This is a genomic window from Marinimicrobium sp. ARAG 43.8, assembly GCF_050113635.1.
GTDB lineage: Bacteria > Pseudomonadota > Gammaproteobacteria > Pseudomonadales > Cellvibrionaceae > Marinimicrobium.
Map to the genome: position 1 here is coordinate 87,007 of NZ_JBNJLT010000005.1, position 11,831 is coordinate 98,837.

Annotated in this window: 9 protein-coding genes; 7 read left to right on the top strand and 2 right to left on the bottom strand. The window is 56.4% G+C overall.

Annotated features, from left to right (window positions below):
* Window positions 1–70 precede the first annotated feature (70 nt).
* Window positions 71–985, bottom strand: coding sequence for a CsiV family protein (locus ACQCLF_RS11115; RefSeq protein WP_426987236.1), 915 nt, complete (start codon window positions 983–985; stop codon window positions 71–73).
* Window positions 982–4,443: a transcription-repair coupling factor gene (gene mfd / locus ACQCLF_RS11120; RefSeq protein WP_426987238.1), complete on the bottom strand. Its 3,462-nt coding sequence runs from the start codon at window positions 4,441–4,443 to the stop codon at window positions 982–984. The genes ACQCLF_RS11115 and mfd overlap by 4 nt, the downstream gene beginning before the upstream one ends.
* A 467-nt stretch (window positions 4,444–4,910) precedes the next feature.
* On the opposite strand from mfd, the gene ACQCLF_RS11125 reads away from it, so the two are divergent.
* From ACQCLF_RS11125 to ACQCLF_RS11155, 7 genes are all read left to right on the top strand, one after another.
* The gene (locus ACQCLF_RS11125; RefSeq protein ID WP_426987240.1) at window positions 4,911–6,254 is read left to right on the top strand and encodes a Na(+)-translocating NADH-quinone reductase subunit A; all 1,344 of its coding nucleotides are present in this window, start codon (window positions 4,911–4,913) and stop codon (window positions 6,252–6,254) included.
* 6 nt (window positions 6,255–6,260) lie between these two features.
* The gene (locus ACQCLF_RS11130) at window positions 6,261–7,463 is read left to right on the top strand and encodes an NADH:ubiquinone reductase (Na(+)-transporting) subunit B (RefSeq protein WP_426987242.1); all 1,203 of its coding nucleotides are present in this window, start codon (window positions 6,261–6,263) and stop codon (window positions 7,461–7,463) included.
* Window positions 7,456–8,235, top strand: coding sequence for a Na(+)-translocating NADH-quinone reductase subunit C (locus tag ACQCLF_RS11135; protein ID WP_426987244.1), 780 nt, complete (start codon window positions 7,456–7,458; stop codon window positions 8,233–8,235). The genes ACQCLF_RS11130 and ACQCLF_RS11135 overlap by 8 nt, the downstream gene beginning before the upstream one ends.
* A gap of 3 nt (window positions 8,236–8,238) precedes the next feature.
* Window positions 8,239–8,898, top strand: coding sequence for an NADH:ubiquinone reductase (Na(+)-transporting) subunit D (locus ACQCLF_RS11140; protein WP_426987246.1), 660 nt, complete (start codon window positions 8,239–8,241; stop codon window positions 8,896–8,898).
* A 2-nt stretch (window positions 8,899–8,900) separates the two neighbouring features.
* Window positions 8,901–9,509 (top strand): NADH:ubiquinone reductase (Na(+)-transporting) subunit E, encoded by a 609-nt coding sequence (gene nqrE, locus ACQCLF_RS11145; protein WP_426987248.1) that lies wholly within the window; start codon window positions 8,901–8,903, stop codon window positions 9,507–9,509.
* Between the two features lie 18 nt (window positions 9,510–9,527).
* The gene (nqrF, locus tag ACQCLF_RS11150) at window positions 9,528–10,751 is read left to right on the top strand and encodes an NADH:ubiquinone reductase (Na(+)-transporting) subunit F (RefSeq protein WP_426987249.1); all 1,224 of its coding nucleotides are present in this window, start codon (window positions 9,528–9,530) and stop codon (window positions 10,749–10,751) included.
* A gap of 145 nt (window positions 10,752–10,896) precedes the next feature.
* Window positions 10,897–11,823 carry an FAD:protein FMN transferase gene (locus ACQCLF_RS11155; RefSeq protein ID WP_426987250.1) on the top strand — a complete coding sequence of 309 codons (927 nt, stop codon included), beginning with the start codon at window positions 10,897–10,899 and terminating at the stop codon, window positions 11,821–11,823.
* Window positions 11,824–11,831 lie beyond the last annotated feature (8 nt).

The window sequence follows — 11,831 nt, forward strand, 5'->3', positions numbered from 1 at the left end:
TTATGGGCGGGTGGTTTCCAGTCGGCTTTTCAGAGATGTCCTTTCTGCGTTTCGCAAATCCCTTCCTTCTCTAGTCTATGGACGGTTCGTAGCTGGTGACTTTTATCAACAGCCCGAATAGCGGGTGATCGATGTAATGCAGCTCGTCGCTGCGCATACGGCGCTGTTGTGTCAGGGTGGCAATTCGGCGCGGCAGGTAGTCCTCCTCCATAAAATCCGGCAGGCTGGAGGTGGTGTTTAGACTTCTATCCCAGGCGGTATTCTCGCCGCTGCGCCAGTCGTCCTCCCAGGACGTGGAGGGCACCGTCCAGTCGTCCGCTGAGTCTCTGGACGCGCGGGAGGGGTTCATGCTTGTGCGCTGGTCCGGGCGACGCGGCAGCTCTGGCCAGGCGCCCGGGGGCTGGCCGTAGTTAGGCTCAAAGTCGGTTAGCCACAGCCGGGTGTGCAGGTGGAGATAGCGCGATAAGCTCAAGGTGATGCTGCCCTCAAGTTCGGTGTGGTTGCCAAACGTATTGCCGCCCTCAATCAAAAGCGCCGGCGCCGACTCCAGAGGCTTTACCGGCTGGCGCCAGGCTTCGTGGAACAGCACCCGGTATTCCCCGGAACGCTCCATCGCGCCGGCGTAACGGTTCATATTACGTTCCGCCGATGGTAGAGGTGAAAAGGCGCCGTGCGCATGGCTTGGCGCTTCGGTTTGGCGGCGGGCGGCCAGCCCGCGCTCCCAGGAGGGCAGGTCTTCTTCAACCTCGGTGCTCTGAGCTTCTGTATCTTGCAGGGCTACCCAGTTCAGGGGGTAACGCAAAGCGATATTGCGTGGCCACTGTTCAATGCCATTATCGCTGCCCTCGCGCGCAAAAATGATCACTTCCACCTGATACCAGTTGTCCTGATCATCGTCGGCGGCCACCACCGTGCTCGGCAGTGATATCAACAGGGCGGTGGTGAGGCCGACCAGGCATTGGGTCAGGCGTGAAGCGTAGGTCATGAGCGTTTCCCGGGCGTCAATTTGTCCAGCAGTTCCGAAACCGCATTCAGGCGCGTTTCGCCATTTTCCATATTTTGAATGAATTTTAAATGATTGGCGCCCGCGAGTTGATAGCTTTGTGGATCGCTTTGCACCAATTGCACAATCGTTAACGGATCGACCTCGGTCTGTTCGGAAAATTCCACCCGTCCGCTGCGCTCGCCCGCCTCGAGCTTGGCAATACCCAGCGCATCAGCGCGCAACTTCAGGGCGGTTACTCGAAAGAGGTTTTTGGTGGGCTCGGGCAGCAATCCGAACCGGTCAATCATTTCCACTTGCAGCTCCCGCAGAGCGTCATCCGACTCGGCGTTGGCCAGGCGTTTATAGAGCACCAAGCGGCTGTGTACGTCGGGCAAATAGTCGGCCGGTATCAGGGCGGGTATGCGCAGGTTAACATCAATGCCGCTGTCCAGAGGCTGCTCAATATCGGGGGTTTTGCCTGAGCGGATGGCTTTGATGGCGCGGTCAAGCATGTCCATATACAGTGAAAAGCCGACGGTTTGTATCTGTCCGCTCTGGTCTTCACCGAGCAATTCGCCAGCGCCGCGAATTTCCATATCGTGGGTGGCCAGGGTGAAGCCTGCCCCCAGATCATGGGCCGCCGCAATGGCGTCCAACCGCTTGAGCGCATCGCCGGTCATCGCCCGGCGCTCGGGCGTCAGCAGGTAAGCGTATGCCTGGTGGTGGGAGCGTCCCACCCGTCCGCGCAGCTGGTGTAGCTGAGCCAGCCCAAACTTGTCGGCGCGGTGAATAATGATGGTGTTGGCGCTGGGTACGTCGATACCGGTTTCGATAATGGTGGTGCATACCATCACATTGAAACGTTTGTGATAGAAGTCGGACATCACCCGTTCCAGTTCGCGTTCGCGCATTTGCCCGTGACCGATGCCGATGCGTGCTTCCGGGATCATTGCGCCGAGTTCGCGTGCCACTCGCTCAATATTCTTGACTTCATTAAACAGGTAATAGACCTGGCCGCCCCGCAGGATTTCCCGCAGGATGGCTTCGTTAATGGTGGCCTCGTCGTGGGGGCGAACAAAGGTTTTAACAGACAGGCGGCGCGCCGGTGGTGTAGCGATGATCGACAGGTCCCGAATCCCGGACATGGAGAGATTCAGGGTGCGCGGGATGGGGGTTGCAGTCAGGGTCAGGATGTCGATTTCAGAGCGCAGTGCTTTGAGCTTTTCTTTCTGGCGCACCCCGAAGCGGTGCTCTTCATCAATAATCAGCAGCCCCAGGTCTTTGTACTGAATATCGCCCTGTAACAATTTATGGGTGCCCACGACGATGTCCACCTTGCCGGATTCCACACGTTTGAGGACCTCGTTCACCTCCTTGGTGGTGCGGAAGCGTGACAGGACTTCAATGGTAATGGGCCAGTCGGCAAAGCGGTCCTTAAGAGATTCAAAGTGCTGTTGGGCGAGCAGGGTGGTGGGAGCCAGCAGGGCCACCTGCTTTCCGCTGTAGCTGGCGATAAACGCCGCGCGCATGGCCACTTCGGTTTTTCCGAAGCCGACATCGCCACACACCAGGCGGTCCATGGGCTGAGGAGACAGCATGTCCGCGACCACCGATTCGATGGCCCGTTGTTGGTCCGGCGTTTCTTCAAATGGAAACGCGGCGGCGAAGCTTTGGTAGGCGGTTTGCGGATCGTCGAACGCAAAACCTTTGCGCGCGGCCCGGCGTGCGTAAATATCCAGTAACTCCGCGGCCGCGTCGCGAACCTGTTCGGCGGCTTTACGCTTCGCCTTCTGCCATTGATCGCTGCCCAGCTTATGCAGAGGCGCCATTTCTTCATCGGCTCCGCTGAAGCGGCTGATCAAATGAAGGTTGGTAACCGGCACATAGAGTTTGGCGCCGTCGGCGTACTCCAGGGTCAGGAATTCCGTGGCCTGGCTATCGACTTCCAGCGTCTCCAGTCCGCGATAGCGCCCCACGCCGTGATCGATATGCACGACCGGAGCGCCGGGTTTCAATTCGGTCAGGTTTTTGATGACCAGGTCGCTGTTGTCTTGAACCTGGCGACGTCTCCGCTGCTGTTGCACCCGGTCGCCAAACAGCTGGGACTCGGCGATAACGGCCAGAGAGGGGTCCGTGAGCAATAAGCCCTGGTCCAGAGGCGCTACCGTCAGCGCGAGAGGGGCGGATGACGTTGTGGCTTCAGACCAGGAGTCCAATACCGTTGGATTGACCCGAATGCGGCCCAGCAGCTCCAGCAGCGTTTCGCGTCGACCTGCGGAGTCTGCGCAGAACAGTACGCGTCCGTCGAACTCCATGAGAAAGGCTTCAACCGCCGTGAGCGGGTTCTCGGCTTGATGATTCACCGGTAGCCGGGGTGGCGGTTGGCTGGCGAAATTATAGTGGCCGGCACCATCGCTCGCCGGGGCGCTTTGGATAAAGGTTCGGCTGAGTGGTTTGAGCAGCCCAAACAGCTCGTCCACACCCAGGTAGATATCCCGGGGTGGCAAAATGGGGCGTTGCGGGTCCACTTTGCGGCTTTCGTAACGGTTTTCCAGTTCGCTCCAGAAGCGGGTGGCCGCCTGCTCCAGTTCGCCGATCACGTAGATATGGGTGGCGCCCGGGAGGTAGTCGAACAGGTGGCTGCTTTGCTCGAAAAACAGGGGGAGGTAGTATTCTATGCCGGGCGGGGCAATGCCGCTGCACACGTCCTGATAAACGGGGCAGGCGCGGTGGTCGACATCAAAGCGGGCGTGCCAGTGGTCTCGAAAGCGGGCGATACCGGTTTTGTCGAGTGGAAACTCGCGAGCGGGCAGCAGCTGGATGCGTTCCACTTGTTCCACGGTCATCTGGGTTTCGGGATCGAAGCTGCGTAACGTCTCCACTTCGTCGTCGAACAAATCGATTCGGAACGGTTGATTACTCCCCATCGGAAACAGATCGATCAGGGCGCCGCGCACCGCGAACTCACCGTGCTCATAGACGGTGTCAACACAGTGGTAGCCGGCTTTTTCCAGGCGCTGCCGCAGCGCTTCGAGGTCGAGCGTTTCGCCGGGCTCCAATATCAGGCTGTTGGCCAAGAGGTAATGTTGTGGCATCAGGCGTTGCAGCAGGCTGGTCACTGGCACCACCAGCAGCCCCTGCCGGGTGGACGGCAGGCGATACAGGGTTCTCAGTCGCTCCGAGACAATATCCTGATGGGGAGAAATGCTGTCGTAGGGCAGGGTTTCCCAGTCGGCCAGGTGCAGCACGGGCAGGGTGTCACCGGCGAAGTAGCGCAACTCGCTTTCCAGGCGCTGGGCGCCCGCCGTATCAGCGGTAATCACCAGGCTGAGGCTGTCGTTGCGCTGCGCTGCATTGACCAGTGTCAGGGCCTGCGCGGCACCGTGTAGTTGGCCCCACTGCTGGCGCTGGCCAGGCGGCGCCGGTACCGGTGGGTTCAGGGGGTTCTGTTCGCTCATAAATCGGGTCTGAGGGAAAAAGGCGCTATTGTACCCGACCGGGGCGGTTTGTGTTTTCGGTCTTTGCTGAGCACCCTTTGCGGCGTCAAATACAACGGATTTCTGGGAAAAATAGAGCCTTTACACTGGTCATTCGGCGCTGTGGTCTTTATAATTGCCGCGGTTTTCTTGGGGGTATGAGCGGCAACAGCCGCTGTACCCACTCCGCGATGGGTGTTGGGGCGGAGGAATCTCTCAGCACATGCGCTTTTCCACGGAGAGTGCACCGCCCAGGTGGAGCATCCCGTTACACACGCTTCTAATTCTAATAATGACTATCCGCACAAGTGAATCGCACCCCGTCATAAGCCGGGCAGTCGGGGTGGAGTGCGTGGAGCGTTGTTCGGGTAGCCCGGTATAAGACACCGGCCATTCGGGGCCAGTTCCCGAGCGGTCAGTTTATCCAACGAGTGATTAGGCAGAGACGTATGATAAAGATCCGTCGGGGATTGGATTTACCTATATCCGGTGCGCCCGAGCAGGCCATCAGCGAGGGTCCCGCTATCCGCTCTGTGGCTGTCATCGGTTTTGATTACCACGGTATGAAACCGACCATGGCAGTTCAGGTGGGGGACAAGGTCAAGCTCGGTCAGTTACTGTTTACCGATAAAAAGACGGAAGGCGTGCGCTATACATCGCCTGCGTCTGGCACCGTCGCGGCGATTAACCGCGGTGAGCGCCGGGCGCTGCAATCCGTTGTGATCGATGTAGAGGGCGATGAACATGAGGCCTTCGAGGCCTATAAAGGTACCGATCCAGCGCAGGTCTCCGACGAAGAGGCCCGGGCATTGCTCGTTGAGTCTGGTCTCTGGACCGCGTTGCGCACCCGCCCTTACAGCAAAGTTCCCGCCCTCGACAGCAAGCCCAACTCCATCTTCGTCACTGCCATGGATACCAATCCTCTGGCCGCTGACCCGGCGGTGATTGTGGCTGAAAAGGCGGAGGATTTTAAGGCAGGTCTGACGGTGCTCAGCCAATTGACCGCAGGCAAGGTCTATGTCTGCAAGGCGGCGGGGGCTGATATCCCGGTCACCTCCAGCGACCGTATTGCCGTCGAAGAGTTCGGCGGCGTGCATCCGGCAGGCAATGCCGGCACCCATATTCATCACCTGGACCCGGTTAACGAGCGCAAAAGCGTTTGGGCTGTCAATTATCAAGAGGTAGCCGCCATTGGTCACCTCTTCACCACCGGCAAGCTGGATACCTCGCGCGTCGTGGCACTGAGCGGCCCGCAAGTGGAAAAACCGCGTTTGGTGCGCACCCGTGTTGGTGCCAGCCTGGAAGAGTTGACCGCAGAGGAGCTAAAGCCCGGTGAGAATCGGCTGGTATCAGGCTCTGTGTTCGGCGGTCGTGTGGCCCGCGGGCCATTGGCTTATCTCGGCCGTTACCATCAGCAGGTCTCCGTGTTGCTTGAAGGCAATGATCGACCGATGCTTCATTACTTGCGCGCCGGTTTCAATGCATTCTCCGTAATGGGCATCTACGTCTCTAAGCTGTTCCGAGGCAAACAATATTCGTTTACCACCACGACCAGTGGCAGTGAGCGTGCAATGGTGCCCGTAGGCAGTTACGAGCGCGTAATGCCGCTCGATATTCTCCCCACCCAATTGCTACGTGCGTTGATCGTTGGCGATACAGACACCGCCCAAAAACTCGGTTGTCTGGAGCTGGACGAGGAAGATCTGGCGCTTTGTACTTTCGTGTGCCCCGGCAAGTACGAGTACGGGCCGATTTTGCGCGATAACCTCACCCGTATTGAGAAGGAGGGCTAAGGCACTATGAAAGCTCTGCGAAATTACCTCGACAAGATCGAGCCGAACTTCCACAAGGGTGGGAAACTGGAAAAATGGTATTCCCTGTACGAAGCGGTAGACACGATTTTCTATCGTCCCGGGAGTGTTACCAAGACCACGGCTCATGTACGTGACGGCATTGACCTGAAGCGTATTATGATCACAGTGTGGCTGTGTACTTTCCCCGCCATGTTTTATGGCATGTACAACCTGGGTTTCCAGGCGAACACCATCATGGCTGATATGGGTATTTCCGCGGTAGAAGGCTGGCGCGGCGCCTTTATCGAGATGATGGGCGGTTACGATGCCAGCAGCATCTGGGATTCCTTCTGGCATGGCGCTGCCTACTTCCTGCCAATTTACCTGGTTGTGTTTGTGGTAGGGGGCTTCTGGGAAGTGTTGTTTGCCACGGTGCGTGGCCACGAAGTGAACGAAGGTTTCTTTGTGACTTCCGTATTGTTTGCGCTGATTTGCCCGCCGGATGTACCGCTTTGGCAGGCCGCGCTGGGTATCAGTTTCGGCGTGGTCGTGGGTAAGGAAGTGTTCGGTGGTACCGGCAAGAATTTCCTCAACCCTGCACTCACCGGCCGTGCGTTCATGTTCTTCGCCTACCCGGCAGAAATGTCTGGCGACGCCGTGTGGACGGCGGTGGATGGCTACACTGGTGCGACGGCCTTGTCCGTTGCTTACCAGCAGGGTATGGACGGTTTGATGCAAACCATGAGCTGGATGGACGCTTTCATTGGCCGCATTCATGGCTCGATTGGTGAAGTCTCTACGCTTGCCATCTTCATCGGTGGTGGCATCCTGCTGATCATGGGCATCGCTTCCTGGCGGATTGTTGCCGGTGTCATGGCCGGGATGGTGGCGCTGTCGCTGCTGTTCAATGTCATTGGCTCCGATGCCAACCCGATGTTTGCCATGCCCTGGTACTGGCACATGGTCGTCGGCGGTTTTGCGTTCGGCATGATGTTCATGGCGACCGACCCGGTGTCCGCCGCCATGACCAATACCGGCAAGTTCTGGTTCGGCGTATTGATCGGCTTGATGGTAGTGTTGATTCGTGTCGTCAACCCGGCTTTCCCGGAGGGGATGATGTTGGCCATTCTGTTCGCCAACCTGTTTGCACCCCTGATCGACCATTTTGTGGTAGAAGCGAATATCAAGCGGAGGTTGGCGCGTGGCTAATAACGATACGATCAAGAAGACGATCACAGTTACCTTGCTGCTGTGTATCGTCTGCTCCGTGGTGGTGTCTACAGCAGCCGTGCTGTTGCGCCCCATGCAGCAAATGAACCAGGAGCTGGACTTCAAAAGCAATATCCTGGCCGCAGCGGGCTTACTCGATGGTGAACACTCCGTTGATGAGATCTTTGAAAGTCGAGTTCAAAACCGCATTGTTGACCTGGAAACCGGTACCTTCTCTGAGGATGTGGATCCGGCGAACTATGACCAGTGGAAGGCGGCTCGCGATCCGAGCCGCTCCATGGCACTGTCTTCCGGTGAAGACATCGCCAGCATTTCCCGTCGGGAGCGTTATGCCGAAGTTTTCCTGGTCGAGGACGAGAACGGCGATCTGGAAACGGTGGTTCTGCCGGTCAGGGGTTACGGCTTGTGGTCGACACTGTATGGCTTTATGGCGGTGGAGGCCGATGGCAATACCGTTGCCGGTCTGACTTTCTATGAGCATGCAGAAACACCGGGTCTGGGCGGGGAAGTAGATAATCCCAGCTGGAAAGCTCAATGGGAAGGCAAGAAAATCTACGGCGATAATGGTGACGTTCAGTTGTCCGTCATTAAAGGTTCCGTAAGCTCTTCCGATCCCGACGCCGAGCACAAGGTCGATGGTCTGTCCGGCGCTACTCTGACCAGTAAAGGCGTGGATGGCCTGGTTCATTTCTGGCTGGGTGATATGGGCTTCAAACCATTTCTGAAGAATCTGCGTGAAGGGGAGGCCTAAGCCATGAAGATGATGAAAAAGCTTCTGATTGAACCCATTTTTGACAACAACCCGATTGCGCTTCAGATTCTGGGGATCTGTTCTGCACTGGCGGTTACCAACAGCCTGAGCGTTACTTTGGTGATGTGTATCGCTCTGACCGTGGTCACTGCATTCTCCAACCTGTTCGTTTCCATGGTGCGCAACCACATTCCGGGCAGTATTCGAATCATTGTGCAGATGACGATTATTGCCTCTCTGGTAATTTTGGTGGACCAGGTGCTCAAGGCGGTGGCTTACGATATCAGTAAGCAACTGTCGGTGTTTGTCGGCCTGATCATCACAAACTGTATTGTGATGGGTCGTGCCGAAGCGTTCGCCATGAAAAACCCGCCGGTTCCGAGCTTTTTGGACGGTGTGGGTAATGGTCTGGGCTACAGTGTCATTTTGCTGGGCCTGGCCTTCATTCGCGAACTGTTTGGTTCTGGCAGCCTGTTTGGCGTGAGCTTACTGACACCTGTCAATGAAGGTGGCTGGTACGTGCCTAATGGCATGATGTTGTTACCGCCGAGTGCCTTTTTCCTGATCGGCTTCTTCATCTGGGCTATTCGCGCCTGGAAACCGGAGCAGGTAGAGGAAGATGAGTACAAAATGGCGCCTAATACCCAGCCTCAGGAGGCCTGATCGTGGAAGAGTTACTGAGTATTTTTGTAAGGACTGTTTTCATTGAAAACATGGCGCTGGCCTTCTTCCTGGGGATGTGTACCTTTTTGGCCATCTCCAAGAAAATCAGCGCGGCTTTTGGTCTGGGCATTGCGGTTATTGTGGTGCAGGTGATTACCGTTCCGGTCAACAACCTGCTCTACACCTATGTGTTGGCAGACGGTGCGTTGGCCTGGGCGGGTTTACCGAACGTCAACCTGAGCTTCCTCGGTTTGATCACCTATATTGGTGTTATCGCGGCTCTGGTGCAGATTCTGGAAATGGTGCTGGATAAGTTTGTGCCTGCGCTGTACAACGCCCTGGGCGTATTTCTGCCGCTGATTACAGTGAACTGTGCCATTCTCGGTTCCTCACTGTTTATGGTGGAGCGGAACTACAACTTCTCAGAGAGTGTCGCTTTTGGCGCCGGCTCTGGTGTGGGTTGGGCTCTTGCTATTACTGCACTGGCGGGTATTCGCGAGAAAATGAAGTACAGCGACGTGCCGGCGGGCCTGCGGGGTCTGGGCATTACCTTCATTACTGTTGGTCTCATGTCCCTGGGCTTCATGTCCTTCGGCGGCATCGATCTGTAAACCAGCGAGGTAGGCTAAATGAATTTGGAAATTATCCTGGGCGTAGTGATGTTCACCGTCATCGTTGCGGCGCTGGTGGCAATCATCTTGAGTGCTCGCGCGAAGCTGGTAAGCAGTGGCGACGTGAATATCGAAATCAATGGTGAAAAAACCATTACCGTACCGGCCGGTGGCAAGTTGCTACAAAGCCTGGCTAATGCGGGTCTTTTCCTGCCGTCGGCCTGTGGCGGTGGCGGTACCTGTGCGCAATGTAAGTGCCTGGTGGAAGAGGGCGGTGGTGCCATGCTGCCGACAGAAGAAGGCCATTTCACTAAGCGTGAAGCCCGTGAGGGCTGGCGGTTGTCCTGCCAGACTCCGGTTAAAGAAAACATGGTCATTGAAGTTCCCGAAGATGTGTTCGGTGTAAAACAGTGGGAGTGCACAGTCGAGAAAAATCCGAACGTCGCCACTTTCATTAAAGAGCTCACACTGAAATTGCCGGAAGGCGAAAACGTGGATTTCCGTGCGGGTGGCTATGTGCAGCTTGAATGCCCACCCCACCATGTGAAGTTCAAGGACTTTGATATTGAAGAGAAATTCCGCGGAGACTGGGAGCGTTTTGGCTTCTTTGATCTGGAATCCAAAGTGACTGAGCCGGTGATGCGCGCTTACTCTATGGCGAACTATCCGGAAGAAAAGGGTATTGTGAAATTCAATATCCGGATCGCCACGCCGCCCCCGGGCTCAAAGGACATCCCGCCCGGTATCATGTCCTCCTATGTATTCAGCTTGAAGCAGGGTGACACGATTACTGTTTATGGGCCCTTCGGTGAGTTCTTCGCTAAAGATACCAATGCGGAAATGGTCTTCATTGGTGGTGGTGCCGGTATGGCGCCGATGCGCTCGCACATTTTCGACCAGCTGCGTCGTATCAAGACTGACCGCAAGATCACCTTCTGGTACGGTGCCCGTTCTTTGCGTGAAATGTTCTACCACGAAGAGTATGACCAACTGCAGGAAGAGAACGAAAACTTCGAGTGGCACGTAGCGCTGTCTGATCCACAGCCCGAGGATAACTGGGAAGGCCCCACCGGTTTTATCCATAATGTGCTGTACGATATGTACCTCAAAGACCATCCGGCTCCGGAAGATTGCGAGTTCTACATGTGTGGACCGCCAATGATGAACGCCGCGGTCATTAAGTTGCTCAAGGATCTGGGTGTGGAAGACGACAACATTATGTTGGATGATTTCGGCGGTTGATTTGAGAGGACACAGATTGAACAACGCTCTCACAACAATAAAAACGAGGCCGGTACTGCTGGCCTCGTTTTTATTTATAGGTTGTTTGCTTTCAGCGTGTGAGTCCAGGACGGAGCGGGAACACTATCAGTTCTCCGGCGACACCATGGGTACCACCTATCACATTACGCTGGTGGCCGACGCTGGCGAGTCATTGACAGTGGATACGGCTGGGATTGAAACGGGTGTAGAAAAAGCCCTGGTCTTGATCAATCAGCAGATGTCCACTTACATTGATGACTCGGATCTGATGCGCTTCAACCGGTCGCCTCTGCAAGAGTGGCAAACGCTGCCCGAGCCATTGGCAGAGGTGTTGAGCATCAGCCAGCGGATCAGTGAGCGCAGCGATGGCGCTTTCGATATTACGGTGGGACCCCTGGTAAATCTCTGGGGCTTTGGCCCCGAAGCACAACCGGAACAGGTGCCTACCGAAGCGGAAATTGCTACGCTGCAGTCTCAGGTGGGTTATCACCACCTGGAGTTGAATGGGAACAGGGCTCGCCGGTTGACCGATATTGAGCTTGACCTGTCAGCGGTGGCTAAAGGCTATGGTGTGGACTATGTGGCTAACTGGCTGGAGTCGCAAGGCGTGAAACACTACTTGGTGGAAATTGGTGGTGAGGTGCGTCTGGCCGGTCAAAGCCCTCGCGGCGATGCGTGGCGCATCGGCGTGGAACAACCCGCCATGCTGCGACACTCAGGTCGTTTGGCGCTTGCGTTAAGTGATATCGCGATGGCCACCTCGGGTGATTACCGCAACTATTACGAGCGCGATGATCAGCGCTATTCGCACACCATTGACTCGCGCACCGGAAAACCGATTCAACACAACCTGGCGTCGGTTACCGTGCTCGCTAAAACCAGCGCGGAGGCAGACGCCTGGGCAACGACCCTGAATGTGCTGGGTCCTGAAGCCGGAATGGCGGTAGCTGAGCGGGAAAAACTTGCCGTGTATATGATTGTCAAAACCGATGAGGGTTTTAGTGATCGGTACTCTGCGGCATTTGAGCCCTGGCTTCCGGCCCGGAAATGAGGTGAAAG